The sequence below is a fragment of the Micromonospora narathiwatensis genome (genome assembly GCF_900089605.1).
Taxonomy (GTDB): domain Bacteria; phylum Actinomycetota; class Actinomycetes; order Mycobacteriales; family Micromonosporaceae; genus Micromonospora; species Micromonospora narathiwatensis.
The window spans coordinates 2,034,865-2,049,261 of the sequence record NZ_LT594324.1 but is presented as its reverse complement, the minus strand read 5'-3'; the positions used below and the strand labels follow the sequence as shown (position 1 = coordinate 2,049,261).

At 73.3% G+C, this 14,397-nt stretch carries 15 protein-coding genes; 5 read left to right on the top strand and 10 right to left on the bottom strand.

Annotated features, from left to right (window positions below; all coding sequences use genetic code 11):
* Both GA0070621_RS08920 and GA0070621_RS08915 read right to left on the bottom strand, forming a co-directional pair.
* Complete coding sequence (locus tag GA0070621_RS08920) at positions 1-399, bottom strand: 6-pyruvoyl trahydropterin synthase family protein (RefSeq protein ID WP_091193239.1); 399 nt, start codon at positions 397-399, stop codon at positions 1-3.
* A 3-nt stretch (positions 400-402) separates the two neighbouring features.
* Positions 403-1,380 (bottom strand): zinc-dependent alcohol dehydrogenase, encoded by a 978-nt coding sequence (locus GA0070621_RS08915; protein ID WP_091193236.1) that lies wholly within the window; start codon positions 1,378-1,380, stop codon positions 403-405.
* A 91-nt stretch (positions 1,381-1,471) separates the two neighbouring features.
* On the opposite strand from GA0070621_RS08915, the gene GA0070621_RS08910 reads away from it, so the two are divergent.
* A complete protein-coding gene (locus GA0070621_RS08910) occupies positions 1,472-2,278 on the top strand; it encodes a CDP-alcohol phosphatidyltransferase family protein (RefSeq protein WP_091193232.1) in 807 nt (268 codons plus the stop codon).
* A 37-nt stretch (positions 2,279-2,315) separates the two neighbouring features.
* On the top strand, positions 2,316-4,061 hold the full coding sequence (locus GA0070621_RS08905; RefSeq protein ID WP_091193229.1) for an alkaline phosphatase family protein: 1,746 nt from the start codon (positions 2,316-2,318) through the stop codon (positions 4,059-4,061).
* Between the two features lie 39 nt (positions 4,062-4,100).
* Here GA0070621_RS08905 and GA0070621_RS08900 read toward each other — a convergent pair whose 3' ends face one another.
* The 5 genes from GA0070621_RS08900 to GA0070621_RS08880 form a co-directional block, all read right to left on the bottom strand.
* Positions 4,101-4,370, bottom strand: coding sequence for a hypothetical protein (locus GA0070621_RS08900; RefSeq protein ID WP_091193227.1), 270 nt, complete (start codon positions 4,368-4,370; stop codon positions 4,101-4,103).
* A 150-nt stretch (positions 4,371-4,520) separates the two neighbouring features.
* Positions 4,521-5,582: an ABC transporter ATP-binding protein gene (locus tag GA0070621_RS08895; protein WP_167666729.1), complete on the bottom strand. Its 1,062-nt coding sequence runs from the start codon at positions 5,580-5,582 to the stop codon at positions 4,521-4,523.
* The gene (locus GA0070621_RS08890; RefSeq protein WP_091193221.1) at positions 5,579-6,373 is read right to left on the bottom strand and encodes an ABC transporter permease; all 795 of its coding nucleotides are present in this window, start codon (positions 6,371-6,373) and stop codon (positions 5,579-5,581) included. The genes GA0070621_RS08895 and GA0070621_RS08890 overlap by 4 nt, the downstream gene beginning before the upstream one ends.
* Positions 6,370-7,158, bottom strand: a complete 789-nt coding sequence (modA, locus tag GA0070621_RS08885; RefSeq protein WP_091193219.1) for a molybdate ABC transporter substrate-binding protein — start codon at positions 7,156-7,158, stop codon at positions 6,370-6,372. Before modA ends, GA0070621_RS08890 begins: the two co-directional genes overlap by 4 nt.
* Positions 7,155-7,556 carry a TOBE domain-containing protein gene (locus tag GA0070621_RS08880; protein WP_091193216.1) on the bottom strand — a complete coding sequence of 134 codons (402 nt, stop codon included), beginning with the start codon at positions 7,554-7,556 and terminating at the stop codon, positions 7,155-7,157. Before GA0070621_RS08880 ends, modA begins: the two co-directional genes overlap by 4 nt.
* 246 nt (positions 7,557-7,802) lie before the next feature.
* Between GA0070621_RS08880 and ygiD the strand changes: the two genes are divergently transcribed.
* On the top strand, positions 7,803-8,672 hold the full coding sequence (ygiD, locus tag GA0070621_RS08875) for a 4,5-DOPA-extradiol-dioxygenase (protein WP_231920994.1): 870 nt from the start codon (positions 7,803-7,805) through the stop codon (positions 8,670-8,672).
* A 37-nt stretch (positions 8,673-8,709) separates the two neighbouring features.
* Here ygiD and GA0070621_RS08870 read toward each other — a convergent pair whose 3' ends face one another.
* Positions 8,710-9,078: a DUF1622 domain-containing protein gene (locus GA0070621_RS08870; protein ID WP_091193213.1), complete on the bottom strand. Its 369-nt coding sequence runs from the start codon at positions 9,076-9,078 to the stop codon at positions 8,710-8,712.
* A 319-nt stretch (positions 9,079-9,397) separates the two neighbouring features.
* Between GA0070621_RS08870 and GA0070621_RS29870 the strand changes: the two genes are divergently transcribed.
* Both GA0070621_RS29870 and GA0070621_RS08860 read left to right on the top strand, forming a co-directional pair.
* On the top strand, positions 9,398-9,565 hold the full coding sequence (locus GA0070621_RS29870; RefSeq protein WP_167666728.1) for a hypothetical protein: 168 nt from the start codon (positions 9,398-9,400) through the stop codon (positions 9,563-9,565).
* Between the two features lie 162 nt (positions 9,566-9,727).
* A complete protein-coding gene (locus GA0070621_RS08860) occupies positions 9,728-11,125 on the top strand; it encodes an acyl-CoA synthetase (protein ID WP_091193208.1) in 1,398 nt (465 codons plus the stop codon).
* Positions 11,126-11,147: 22 nt separating this feature from the next.
* Here the strand turns inward: GA0070621_RS08860 and GA0070621_RS08855 are convergent, their stop codons facing one another.
* Together GA0070621_RS08855 and GA0070621_RS08850 are read right to left on the bottom strand one after the other, a co-directional pair.
* On the bottom strand, positions 11,148-12,182 hold the full coding sequence (locus GA0070621_RS08855; RefSeq protein WP_091193206.1) for a 2-oxoacid:ferredoxin oxidoreductase subunit beta: 1,035 nt from the start codon (positions 12,180-12,182) through the stop codon (positions 11,148-11,150).
* Positions 12,175-14,040, bottom strand: a complete 1,866-nt coding sequence (locus GA0070621_RS08850; RefSeq protein ID WP_091193203.1) for a 2-oxoacid:acceptor oxidoreductase subunit alpha — start codon at positions 14,038-14,040, stop codon at positions 12,175-12,177. The genes GA0070621_RS08855 and GA0070621_RS08850 overlap by 8 nt, the downstream gene beginning before the upstream one ends.
* Positions 14,041-14,397 lie beyond the last annotated feature (357 nt).

Sequence of the window (14,397 nt, the reverse complement as noted above, 5' to 3'; positions counted from 1 at the left end):
CTACAGGGACCTTTCGTAGCTGGCCCAGGCGACGTGCGACTCGTGCAGCGTGACGGTGATCCCGGCGAGGCCGTGGGCGCCGTCGCCGAGGCGGCCGGCGTGCACGGCCTCGGCGAGCCGGTCGGCGACCGTGCGGGCCAGCACCTCGGTGGTGGTGTTCACCCCGGCGAAGGCCGGCTCGTCGTCGAGGTTGCGGTAGGTCAGCGCGCCGAGCACGGCCTTGAGCTGCTCGGTGGCCAGGCCGATGTCGACCACGATGCCGTCGGCGTCGAGTTCCGGCCGGCGGAAGGTGGCGTCGACGACGAAGGTGGCGCCGTGCAGCCGCTGCGCCGGCCCGAACACCTCGCCACGGAAGCTGTGGGCGACCATCATGTGGTCCCGGACGGTCACGCTGAACACGATTCACTCCTCGGCGTAGGTGATGAGGTGGCAGAGCGCGGGCAGCCGGCCGGCGGCGAGCCGGTCGAGCACGTCGGGCAGGTCGGCGAAGCGGGACGGGCCGGTGAGCAGCGCGTCGAACACCGGGTCGGCGAGCAGCTCCAGGGCCAGCGCCAGCCGGTCGGCGTAGCCGCGGTCGGCCCGCCGGGGCGACACGGTGCCGACCTGGCTGCTGCGGATGCCGAGCCGCTTCGAGTGGAACGCCCCGCCCAGGGCGAGCGTCACCGGACGGTCGCCGTACCAGCTCAGCTCCAGCACGGTGCGCTCGGGGCGGAGCAGGTCGAGGGCGCGTTGCAGCCCGTCGGCGGTGGCGCTGGCGTGCACCACGAGGTCCCGGTCGCCGGCCGCGTCGGCGGGCACGGCGAACCCGACCCCGAGCGCGGCGGCCACCGCGGCCCGCGCCGGGTCCGCGTCGACGAGTTGGACGCGTACGCCGGGGAAGCGGGCGAGCAGGGCGGCGACGCAGCAGCCGACCATGCCGGCGCCGACCACGGTCACCCGGTCGCCGACCAGCGGCGCGGCGTCCCAGAGCGCGTTCACCGCCGTCTCCACCGTGCCGGCCAGCACCGCCCGGGCGGCCGGCACGTTCTCGGGTACGACCACCACGGCGTCGGCCGGCACCACGTACGCGGTCTGGTGCGGGTGCAGGCAGAAGACCGTACGCCCGAGCAGCCGGTCCGGCCCCTGCTCGACGACACCGACGCTGAGATAGCCGTACTTGACCGGGGCCGGGAAGTCGCCCTCCTGGAACGGGGCGCGCATGCTGGCGTGCTGGTCGGCGGGAACCCGGCCGGTGAAGACCAGCGTCTCGGTGCCCCGGCTGACGCCGGAGTAGCGGGTCCGGACCAGCACCTCCCCGGGGCCGGGCGACGGCAGCTCGACCCGGCGGATCTCGCCCTCGCCGGGGGCGCGGAGCCAGAATGCCTGGGCATCGCCGGTCACGAATTTCCTCTTTTCCGACTGTGGACCGAACCGGACGGCCGGTTATCCCGTGTTGAGTAACAGGGTTGTCGATCATAGACACGGAGGCCGGGTGTCCACGGTTCGAAATGGCCCACTGGTCGGGCTGATCGTCCAGTTCGTCCTGTTGGCGGGGCTCGCCGGCACGACGGAGATCGGGGTGTCGGGGTGGCTCGCCGGCCTGGCGTACGGCGTGGCGCTCGGTGGCCTGCTCCGGCACGGCCTGCGGGCCGTCGGCGCGGACCGGCTCGGCCCGGCCGACCGGGTGACCCTGGCCCGGGCGCTGCTGGTCGGCGGGGTGCTGGCCCTGGTCGTGTCCGGCCGGGGCGGGACGGCGCCGGTGGCGGCGCTGGTCCCGCTGACCGCCGTGGCGCTGGCGTTGGACGCGGTCGACGGCCGGGTGGCCCGGCGTACCGGCACGACGAGCGCCCTGGGCGCGCGCTTCGACATGGAGGTCGACGCGTTCCTGATCCTGCTGCTCAGCGTCCACCTCGCACCGTCGCTCGGCGGCTGGGTGCTGGCCATCGGCGGCATGCGGTACGCCTTCGTCGCGGCGAGCCGGCTGCTGCCCTGGATGCGGGGCACGCTGCCGGCGCGGCACTGGCGCAAGGTCGTCGCGGCGACCCAGGGCGTGGTGCTGCTGGTCGCGGCCGGCGGGGTGCTGCCCCCGGTGGCGGCCACCGCGCTGGTCGCGGGCGCGCTGGCCCTGCTGGTCGAGTCGTTCGGCCGCGACGTGGTCTGGCTGTGGCGGCACCGTCCCGCCGTCGCGGCGGTCGAGGCCGTCCACCCGTCCCGCCGCCCCCGATCGGCACCCCTGGCCGCGCGACAACAACCCCTGGCCACACGGCCGGCACCCCTGGCCACACGGCAGCCGGTGTGACACCGGGCCCACCGCCGCCCGCCAAGAAGGACATGACTTGCCACTCCTCGCCCGCCCCCGCCGGCCCGCCGGGAACCCGCCGACCGGACCGTCCCCCACCACCACCCCGGCCACCCCGCCGGACGGGACCGGGCCGGTGGGCTCCCCGGCGTCGCCGACTCGGCGGCACCGGTTCGCGGCCGGCTCGCTCACCGGTCTCGCCGCGCTGCTGGTGCTCGCGGCTCTCGTCGTACCGGGTCAGCCGGGCCGAATCGGGCCGGCCGCGTTCCTGCGGATCCCGGTGGAGGGGCTGATCGCCGCGGCGCTGCTGCTCGTCCTCCCGGCCCGGGTACGCCGTCCGGTCGCGGTGCTGCTCGGCCTGGCGCTCGGGCTGCTCGCCGTGCTCAGGCTGCTGGACCTGGGCCTCTTCGTGGCCCGGGACCGGCCGTTCGACGTGCTGCTCGACTGGGGGCTGGTCGACGACGGCTTCGGCTTCGTCGCCGACTCGGTCGGGCGGGCCGGCGCGGTCGCCGCGGCGGCGGGGATGCTGCTCCTCGCCGTCGGGCTGCCCGTCCTGATGACCGGGTCGGTGCTGCGGCTGACCCGGCTCGCCGTACGGCACCGGGCCGGCGCCGTACGGGTGGTCGCGGCGCTGTCCGTGCTCTGGCTGGGCTGCGCCCTGGCCGGCGTACGGCTCGCCGGTGGCGTACCGGTCGCCGGCCGGGACGCCAGCACCCTGGTCGCGGCGCACGCCGGTCAGGTACGCGCCGGACTGCGCGACCGCGCCGCGTTCGCCGCCGAGGTGGCCGCCGACGCGTACCGGGATGTGCCCGGTGACCGGCTGCTGACCGGGCTGCGCGGCAAGGACGTGCTGGTCGCGTTCGTGGAGAGCTACGGCCGGGACGCCGTCGAGAAGCCCGAGCTGGCACCGGGCGTCAACGCGGTGCTCGACGACGGCTACCGCCGGCTGCGTGCGGCGGGGTACGACGCCCGCAGCGGCTTCCTCACCTCACCCACCTTCGGCGGCGGCAGCTGGCTGGCCCACGCCACCCTGCTCTCCGGCGTGTGGATCGACAACAACCAGCGGCACGGCGAACTGCTGGCCGGCGACCGGCTCACCCTGAACGGCGCGTTCCACCGCGCCGGCTGGCAGACCGTCGGGATGCTGCCCGCCGCCACCGAGCCCTGGCCCGAGGGCGGGTTCTTCGGCTGGGACCGGTACTACGACGCGGAGAGTCTCGCCTACCGGGGGCCGCGGTTCAGCTACGCGCCCATGCCGGACCAGTACACCCTCGCGACCTTCCAGCGGCTGGAGCGGGCCCGGCCGCACCAACCGCTGATGGCAGAGATCCCCCTGGTCTCCAGCCACTCCCCCTGGTCGCCGATCCCGAAGCCGGTCCGCTGGGACGCGGTCGGCGACGGAACGATCTTCCACGAGGCGTCCACCGGCGCCACCGACGCCCGGGACGTGGTACGTCGGGACGGCGCGCGGATCCGCGCCGACTACCGCGGCGCCGTCGAGTACACGCTCGGCACCCTGGTCTCGTACGTGCTCACCTACGGCGGGGACGACCTGGTGCTGGTCTTCCTCGGCGACCACCAGCCGGCGGCCCCGGTGACCGGGGCGGGGGCCAGCCGGGACGTGCCGATCACCATCGTGGCGAAGGACCCTGCGGTGCTGCGCCGGGTGGCGGGCTGGGGATGGCACGACGGGCTCCGCCCCGGACCGCACGCCCCGGTGTGGCGGATGGACACCTTCCGGGACCGCTTCCTCGCCGCCTTCGGCCCGGAGACCGGTCACTGACCGCCCGTCCCCGGCCGCCCGGGGACGCGGCGACGCCGGTCAGGCAGCCTCGCGCCGCCAGTGCCACTGCGCGGCGATCGGCGCGGGCCCCGGTGCCCCGCCACGGGCCAGGAGCATCGCCCGCCGGGCGTTGACCAGTGGCGCACAGGGCGCGCTCTGGCCGGCGCAGAGCAGGCTGGGACAGCGGCCCTCCGCGTCGGGCTGGTGCGCCACGGCGACGTCGTACGCCATCCGCCACAGCAGCGGATCGGTCACGTCCTCCGGCAGGACTGCGTCGTGGCTCGGCCAGTTGCGGGTCGTCTCGGGCACCCCGTACCCCTCTCGTCGGCACTCCCCGGTTCGATGACCAGGCAGAACTCAACTCTCCCCGGGCAAACCGCGGTGAGCATGTGTCGTTGGTCACGCCGGCCACGGCGACCTGGGCCGCGCCTACGCCGGCCCGAGCGAACGACGAATCGATCAGGCCGGATACGCCCGCGTCTCCGCCGCCTTCACCGCCGCCCAGACCGGCTGGCCGGGGTGCAGCCGCAGGTGAGCCGCCGCGGCGGGGGTGACGTCGGCGGCGACGGCGATCGGCCCGTCGAGCTGGACACGCAGGTTGTCGCCGTGCCGCTGCACCCCGGCCACGCTGGCCGGCCACACGTTGCGCGGGCTGCCGTCGGGGCGGGTGGGGTGCAACGCCACGGCGGCGGGCGCGAAGGCGACGAACGCGTCCCCGTGCACCCGGTCGGCTGCGGTGAGGGTGAGCCCACCGACGGTGACCGTGTGCCCGTCGGCGCGGCCCCGGTGCAGGTTGAGTCCGACCAGCCGGGCCACGTAGTCGGTGCGGGGCCGGGCGGTGACGGTGGCCGCGTCGCCCTCCTGCACCACCCGCCCGTGCTCGACGATCACCAGCCGGTCGGCGAGCACCAGGGCGTCCAGCGGGTCGTGGGTGACCAGCAGGGTGGCGCCGGGATGCTCGCCGAGGTGCCGCTGGAGTTCGGCGCGGGTGTCCAGCCGGGTCCGGGCGTCCAGCGCCGCGAGGGGTTCGTCGAGCAGCAGCAGGGTCGGCTCGACGGCGAGCGCCCGGGCCAGGGCGACCCGCTGGGCCTGCCCGCCGGAGAGCTGGCGCGGCTTGTGCCGGGCCTGCCCGCGCAGGCCCACCCGGTCCAGCCAGCCCTGCGCCCAATCGCGGGCGGTACGCCGATCGGCGCCCCGCCGGCGCGGCCCGAACGCGACGTTGTCGAGCGCGGTCAGGTGCGGGAAGAGCAGGTAGTCCTGGAACACCACGCCCACCGGCCGCCGCTCCGGCGGGATCCACGTCCGCCGCTCGGGCCGGTCGAGGTCCACCCCGTCGAGGGTGAGATGCCCGGCGCCGAGCGGATGCAGCCCGGCCAGAATGCGCAGGGCGGTGGTCTTGCCGGCGCCGTTCGGGCCGAGCAGGGCGACCACCTCGCCGGCGGCGATCCGGAGCCGGACGTCGAGATGAAAGGCGCCCCGGTCGGCGACCAGGTGCGCGTCGAGCAGGGGCCGCGCCGTCACGGGGCGCTCACCCAGCGGTCACGCAGCCCGGCGAGGATGGTGACCGAGACGGTGAGCAGGATGAGGCTGAGCACGATCGCCGCCTGAAGGTCCGTCTCCAGGGCCAGGTAGACCGCCAGCGGCATGGTCTGGGTCCGCCCGGGATAGTTGCCGGCGAAGGTGATGGTCGCGCCGAACTCGCCGAGCGCGCGGGCCCAGCAGAGCACCGCTCCGGCGGCCACGCCGGGGGCGACCAGCGGCAGGGTGACGCGGGTGAAGGTGGTCCAGCGCCCGGCGCCGAGGGTGGCCGCGGCCTCCTCGTACCGGGGATCGGCGCCGCGCAGCGCGCCCTCGACGGCGATGACCAGGAACGGCATGGCGACGAACGCCTCGGCGAGCACCACCCCGGCGGTGGTGAACGGCAGGGTCACCCCGAAGGTGGCGTCCAGCCAGGAGCCGAGCAGCCCGCGCCGGCCGAAGACCAGCAGCAGCGCCACGCCACCGACCACCGGTGGCAGCACCAGCGGCACGATGACCAGGGCCCGGACCAGCCGCCGGCCGGCGAACTCGACCCGGGCGAGCAGCCACGCCAGGGGTACGCCGAGGGCGACGCAGAGCAGCGTGGCGAGGGTGGCCGTCTCCAGCGACAGCCGCAGCGCGGTGAGCACGCCCGGCTGGGCCAGCCGTCGGGGCAGGCTGGCCCACGGGGTGCGGACCAGCAGCCCGAGCAGCGGCAGGACGAGGAAGAACAGCCCGAGACCGGCGGGAAGCAGCAGAGCCAGCGGCACCCGTTGCCGGGGGCGCGCGGTCATTGGTTCTGCGGAGCCTGGAAGCCAGCGTCGGTGAGCACGGCCCGGCCGGCGTCGGAGCGGACGTAGTCGACGAAGGCCCGCGCGCCGTCCGGATTGCCGGCGTGCTTCAGCACGACGATCGGGTAGTCGTTGACCGCCTGCGCGGACTCGGGGAACTCGACCGCGTCCAGCTCGGCGGCGGCCGTGCGGACGTCGGTGCGGTAGACCAGCGCGGCGTCGACCTCGCCGAGCCTCACCTTGGCCAGCGCGCCCTTGACGTCCTGTTCGAGGGTGGCCGGGGTGAGCTGCACGCCGGCCGCGCCGAGGGCCTTCTTCGCCGCCGCGCCACAGGGCACCTGCTCGGCGCAGAGCGCCACCTTCAGCCCGGGCCCGGCCAGGTCGGCCAGCCCGCCGACCCGCTTCGGGTTGCCTCTGGCCACGGCGATGACCAGCTGGTTGCGGACCAGGGTGACCGGGTCACCGGCGGCGTCGCCGGCATCGGTGACAGTCTTCATGGTGGCCGGCGAGGCCGCGGCGAACACGTCGGCCGGGGCGCCCTGGGCGATCTGGGTGGCGAGCGCGGAGCTGCCGGCGAAGTTGAAGGTCACGGTGGTGCCGGGGTGGGCGGCCTCGAAGTCCTTGCCGAGCTTCGTGAACGACTCGGTGAGCGAGGCGGCGGCGAAGACCGTCACCGGGCCGCCGCCCTTCTTGTCGGCCGGCGCGTCGTCGCTGCCGCCGCAGCCGGTCAGGGCGAGGGTCAGCGCGGCCGCCCCGGCTAGGGCGGCGCGGATCCACCGTACGGTCACGGGCTGGTCCTTCCTCTCGGGGCGGGAGCGCGCTCCACCACGACGGTCGTCGACTTGATCACGGCGACGGCCACCGAGCCGACCTGGAGGTCGAGGTCGTCGACGGCTTCGCGGCTCATCAGCGACACGATCCGGAACGGCCCGGCCTGGATGTCGACCTGCGCCATCACCGTGTCCTTCACGACGGCGGTGACGATGCCGCGCAGCCGGTTACGGGCGGACGACAGCTCCGGGTGCCCCGGGGCGCGGACGAACGCGGCCAGGTCGACCCCGTCGACGACCCGGTGGCCGTGCTCGTCACGGGTCGCCGGCAGCCGGCCCGCGTCGATCCAGCGGCGGACCGTGTCCGCGCTGACTCCGAGCAGCTCGGCGGCCTCACCGATCCGGAACACCGTCACCCGATCACCCTAACGGCCCGCACATGCCATCTGGAAGACCGGGGATCCCTCGCAGCAGATAGGGCCGCAGGGCGGAGACTCTCGCATCTGCGGAAGCCCGTATGACGTTGAGTGCCACCGCGATCTGGGGCCGCAGTGCCCGGCCGGCCCGCTCAGTACCGCCGGCCCCGCTTCGCGGTCACGCTGTCGCCCGGACGGGGCGACGCCCACCGGGTTAGCCTCGGAACACGGCCGGCCGGAGGAAAAATGAGCGACCAGAGCACGGACACCGTGATGCCGGCGGCGTTCATCGGGCACGGCAACCCGATGAACGCCCTGGAGGTCAACCGCTACACCGCCGCGTGGCGGGAGTTCGGCCGGGCCGTGCCCCGGCCACGAGCCATCCTGGTGGTCTCCGCGCACTGGTACATCGGCGCCACCGCCGTCACCGCCATGCCCCGGCCGGCCACCATCCACGACTTCTACGGCTTCCCCCAGCAGCTGTTCGACGTGCGCTACCCCGCGCCCGGGCTGCCCGAGCTGGCCGAGGAGATCAGCGACGTGGTGCATCCCACCTGGGTCGGCGCCGACGTGGACTCGTGGGGCATCGACCACGGCACCTGGTCGGTGCTGACCCACGCCTTCCCCGACGCGGACGTTCCCGTGGTCCAGCTGAGCATCAACGCGTTCAAGCCGCTGGACTACCATCTCGACCTCGGCGCCCGGCTCGCGCCGCTGCGCGAACGCGGCGTCCTGGTGGTCGCCAGCGGCAACGTGGTGCACAACCTGGGCGGGGTGGACCCCCGCCTCTCCGACGAGGGCTTCGACTGGGCGCGGCGCTTCGACGACGCGGCCCGGGAGATGATGCGGGACACCCCGAGCGAGGCGGCCCGGCTCGACGGACACCGCGACTACGAACTGGCCGTACCGACCCCGGACCACTTCATCCCGCTGCTCTACCTGGCCGGGCTGGCCGACTCCGCCCGGGCCCGTCCGGAGGTGCTGGTCGACGGGTACGCGTACGGGTCGCTGTCGATGACCGCGTACACCCTCGGCCTCACCTGCGGGCCGGAGCAGCCGTCCCCCGGTGCGCCCGCCCTGCCGGACGACGTGCCGGCCGACTCGGCCAACATCTGACGGCCGGCGCCCCGGCAGCCCCGGCCGGGACGCGTCGTCACCGGCCGTTCCGGCCGCTCACCGGGCCCTTCCCCTGCCACGGCCAGCGGCCGTCCAACTCCACCTCCAGGGAGAAGCTCAGGAAGGTGCGGACCAGCACGATCAGCGCCAGCACGCCGACGCCGGCGAAGGTGGGCGAGACCGCCACCGTACGGATGATGTCCCCGCCGACCAGGAACTCCAGCCCGAGCAGGATGGCCCGACCGACGCCCTGCCGGTAGGGGCGGTAGGCGTCGACGAGCTGACGCGTACGCCACCACCGGATCACGAACGCGACCGTGGCGACGGCGACACCGATGGCGATGACGAGGACCCCGGCGAGGTCCAACAGCTCCCCGACCCGCTGGATGATCTCCTTGGTCGGCACCCGACCCCCTCCGCAACCGGTCCCGCTACCGCCGTGGCCGATCGGTCCCGGAGCCTCGGCCGCGCCACCCGCCGGCGCCGCCGAACCGGCCGTCGCCGGACGAGGCCGACCGAACCCACCATCCCGCAGGTTCCGCCGCCGGCAGGTCCTTTTCGGTGCTTCCGGCACGGGCACGACGGGCGCTGAACGCCTGCGGCGGCCTCCCGCGTCGGCCTAGGGTGGGTACGACGGGCCGCCCGGCCCGGCCGCGGTCAGCATGGCCGGGCCCGCCCGGCCCGGCCACGGTCAGCACGGCGACGGCGACGACGAGGAGCCAGACGTGACGGAGCCCGAAGAGGAGCAGGAGAAGACCGGCAAGACCGACGACGTGCTCTTCTCCCCGGATGGGGATCCCCATCACACGCTGGCACAGGCCCCGCAGCCCGACGAGCACCTGGCCGCCCGGTTCCAGCACGACGGCGAGACGGAGACCGTCGGCGACGAGTGAGGCAGGCCGGAAGCCCGGTGAACGTCAGTGGACACCAGATAGGGGTTGTCCCATCGGTACCGGTGGGGTTGGCTGACGGCGATGGTCGCGGCGGGGTGCCGCAGCCGCCCGCCCCCGCCGGGGCGCCCGAGCCGGGAGGACGCCCATGGCCGAGCGGGTGCCATGGCCCTGTTGACGGCACTGTCGCAGACTCCGGACGAGCGTCCGGACGCGATCCGGGTCGCCGGACGGTCGATCTCCGGCGTACACCTGTGGGAGAGCGCGTCCGCGGTGGCCGACCGGATCCGTGGGATGGACCGGATCGCGGTGGTGGCGACCGCGACCCTGGAGACGGTGGTGGGCGTCGTCGGGGCGCTGCTGGCGGGCGTGACCGTGGTGCCGGTGCCCCCCGACGCGGGGCCGATGGAGCGTGACCACATTCTGCGGGATTCCGGCGCGGAGGCGGTCCTGGCGCCGGTCGGCGTCGCCGCGGACGGCGGCGACCTGCCGGTGGTGCCGGTGTCGTTACGCGCCCGGTCGGCGAGCCGCCACCCCGAGCCGGCGGACGACCGGCCGGCGCTGATCCTCTACACCAGCGGGACGACCGGGCTCCCGAAGGGGGCGCTGCTGTCCCGCCGGGCGATCGCGGCCTGCCTCGACGGCCTGGCCGACGCCTGGTGCTGGACGCCGGACGATCTGCTGGTGCACGGGCTGCCGCTGTTCCACGTCCACGGTCTGGTCCTGGGCGTTCTGGGCCCGCTGCGGCTGGGCGGCCGGCTCGATCACGTCGGGCGCCCCCGACCGGAGCGGTACGCCGCCGCCGGCGGCACCCTGCTGTTCGGGGTGCCGACCGTCTGGTCCCGGGTCTGCGCCGATCCGTCCGCCGCCCGGGCGTTGCGGAGTGCCCGGCTGCTGGTGTCCGGCAGCGCGGCGCTGCCGGTGGCGGTTTTCGACGGCCTCCGCGCGCTCACCGGGCAGCGGGTACGGGAACGGTACGGCATGACCGAGACGCTGATCACCGTGAGCGCCCGGGCGGACCGGGCACCCGTGGCCGGCACGGTGGGATGGCCCCTGCCCGAGGTGGAGACCCGGCTGGTCGACGAGCACGGCGTGCCGGTGCCCGCCGACGGGAACGGGATGGGCGAGCTGCTGGTACGCGGGTCCACCCTGTTCGACGGCTACCTCAACCGGCCGGACGCCGACACCGCCGTACGCACCGACGACGGCTGGTTCCGTACCGGTGACATCGCGACCGTCGCGGCGGACGGCCGGCACCGGATCGTGGGGCGGGCCTCCGTCGACCTGATCAAGAGCGGGGGCTACCGGATCGGGGCCGGGGAGGTGGAGGAGGCGCTCCTGGCCCACCCGGCGGTACGCGAGGCGGCGGTCGTCGGCGTTCCCGATCGGATGCTCGGGCAGCAGGTCACGGCGTACGTGGTGGCGGACGGGGCCAGCGAGCCGGAGCTGATCGACTTCGTGGCACGGCAGCTCGCCGTCCACAAGCGCCCCCGCCGGGTCCACTTCCTCGACGCGTTGCCGCGCAACGCGCTGGGCAAGGTGCAGAAGTCACGGCTGGGCTGAGCGGCCCGGCGCGATCGGTGGCTCAGCCGATGGTCCAGGTGTCGCCGCTGGCGAGGAGGCCGGTGAGTTGTTGTTCCGGGGTTTCGTCGGTTTTGGCTTTGGCGGTGGTGACTTGTTCCTGTACTAGTGCGTCGTAGGTGGGGCGGGTGATGGAGCGGAACACGCCGATGGGGGTGTTGCGTAGGTTGAGGTCGGGTAGGCGGGTCAGGGCGAAGGCGTAGGCGGGGTCGGTGACGCCCTGGTTGTGGACCAGGATCTGGTCGGTGGGGGTGGTGGCGGTGTCGCGGACTTCGAGGCCGAAGCCGCCGGGTGGGTGGACGACGCAGTGTTGTCCGTCGGTGCCGAAGGTGATCGGTTGGCCGTGTTCGAGGCGGATCAGGTAGTCGTCGCGGGTGGCGGGTTCTTTGAGTGGGTCGAAGGCGCCGTCGTTGAAGATGTTGCAGTTCTGGTAGATCTCGACGAACGCGGAGCCTTGGTGTTGCGCGGCGGCGCGTAGGACCGATTGGAGGTGTTTGCGGTCGGAGTCGATGGTGCGGGCGACGAAGGTGGCTTCGGCGCCGAGGGCGAGGGACAGGGGGTTGAACGGGGCGTCCGCGGAGCCGACGGGTGTGGATTTGGTGATTTTGCCGGTTTCGGAGGTGGGGGAGTACTGGCCCTTGGTCAGGCCGTAGATCCGGTTGTTGAACAGCAGGATTTTGAGGTTGACGTTGCGGCGTAGCGCGTGGATGAGGTGGTTGCCGCCGATGGACAGGGCGTCGCCGTCGCCGGTGACGACCCACACGGACAGGTCCGGGCGGGTGGCGGACAGGCCGGTGGCGATCGCGGGGGCGCGGCCGTGGATGGAGTGCATCCCGTAGGTGTTCATGTAGTACGGGAAACGTGATGAGCAGCCGATCCCGGAGATGAACACGGTCCGCTCGCGGGGGATGCCGAGTTCGGGCATGAAGCCTTGGACGGCGGCGAGGATGGCGTAGTCGCCGCAGCCGGGGCACCAGCGGACTTCCTGGTCGGACTTGAAGTCCTTCGCGGTCAGCTTGAGGGCGACGGGCTCAGACATTCTTGCAGACCTCTTCCAGCATCGTCTCCAGCTCGGCGGCGGTGAACGGCAGGCCGCGGACCTGGTTGTAGCCGATCGCGTCGACCAGATATTTGGCCCGGATCACGTGGGCGAGTTGGCCGAGGTTCATCTCGGGAATGACCACCCGGTCGTAGGCGGCGAGTACGTCGCCGAGGTTGCCCGGCATCGGGGCGAGGTGCCGCAGGTGGGCTTGCGCGACGGGCAGGCCCCGCTGGCGTAGGCCGCGGCAGGCCGCGCCGATCGGCCCGTAGGTGGAGCCCCAGCCGAGGACGAGGACGCGGGCGTCACCGTCGGGGTCTTCGACCTCCACGTCGGGCACGGGGATCGTGTCGATGCGGGCGGCGCGGGTGCGGACCATGAAGTCGTGGTTGGCCGGGTCGTAGGAGATGTCACCGGTCTTGTCGGCCTTCTCCAGGCCGCCGATACGGTGTTCCAGGCCGGGGGTGCCCGGGACCGCCCACGGCCGCGCGAGGGTGTGCGGGTCGCGTAGGTACGGCAGGAACGTGGTGCCGTCCTCACCGTTGGGGGCGGTCGCGAACCGCACCCGCAGGTCCGGCAGCGAGGCCACGTCGGGCAGCAGCCACGGCTCGGAGCCGTTGGCGACGTAGTTGTCCGACAGCAGGATCACCGGGGTGCGGTACGTCAACGCGATCCGCGCCGCCTCCAACGCGGCGTGGAAGCAGTCCGCCGGGGACCGGGGGGCGATCACCGCGACCGGGGCCTCACCGTGCCGCCCGTACAGGGCCATGTTCAGGTCGGCCTGCTCGGTCTTGGTCGGCATGCCCGTGGACGGGCCGGCCCGCTGCACGTCCACGATCACCAGCGGCAACTCCAACGCCACCGCCAGGGAGATCGTCTCACTCTTGAGCGCCACACCCGGGCCGCTGGTCGTCGTCACACCCAACGAGCCGCCGTAGGAGGCGCCCAGAGCCGCACCCACCGCCGCGATCTCGTCCTCGGCCTGCATCGTGACCACACCGAACCGCTTGTGCTTACTCAACTCGTGCAGAATGTCCGACGCCGGCGTGATCGGATACGCCCCCAGGAACACCGGCAGCCCCGACCGCACCCCCGCGGCCACCAAACCCAACGACAACGCCTGGTTACCGGTGATGTTCCGGTAGGTGCCCGCCAACATCCGCGCCGGCGCCACCTCGTACCGGACCGAGAAATCCTCCGTCGTCTCCCCGAAATTCCAACCCGCCCGGAACGCCGCCACGTTCGCCGCGACCAACTCCGGCCGGGCCGCGAACTTCCGCTCCAAAAACCGCAACGTCGACGCGTACGGCCGCGAATACATCCACGACAACAAACCGAGCGCGAACATGTTCTTCGCCCGCTCCGCGTCCTTCTTCGACACCGCAAGCTCCGCCAACGCGCCGATCGTCATCGACGTCAACGCCACCGGATGCACCACATACCCGTCCAACGACCCGTCCTCCAACGGCGAGGACGTGTAGCCGACCTTCGTCAGGTTCCGCTTCGTGAACTCATCGGTGTTCACGATGATGTCCGCCCCACGCGGCAGATCCGCCAGATTCGCCTTCAACGCCGCCGGATTCATCGCCACCAACACGTTCGGCGCATCACCAGGAGTCAAAATATCGTAATCAGCGAAATGCACCTGAAAACTCGACACACCCGGCAACGTCCCCGCAGGCGCCCGGATCTCCGCCGGAAAATTCGGCAACGTCGAAATATCATTACCCAACTGGGCCGTCTCCGACGTGAACCGATCACCAGTGAGCTGCATACCATCGCCCGAATCACCAGCAAACCGGATCACCACCCGATCCAACTGACGGATCTGCTTGCCACTGATCGGTGCCAGGGTCATGTCGGTCCTCCACCCGGTACGGCCGGTCCGCCGTGTCGGTCTACGCGGCGCGCGACGCCCCGGGTCGGCCCCCGTCGGCCGACCGGTCGCGGTGGCACCCGGTCCGCCGACGCGTACGGGCGCCGGGGACAGCGAATCGCGTACGCCGGGATTCGGCAACCCCTACTCCGTTCCACCGAGCCGCCCCCGGACCGGGCCCGACTCTCCGATGGGCCAGGGGTTCAGCGGCGACGGACGACGTCGTCAGCGTGAGCCGCAGGCCCACTCCGGCCCGCGCCGCGGAGGATCACCCTGACGGTCACCACCACCTCGCCCCGCGCCGACGAGACGTCCACGTCGACCGGCTCCGACCGGCGC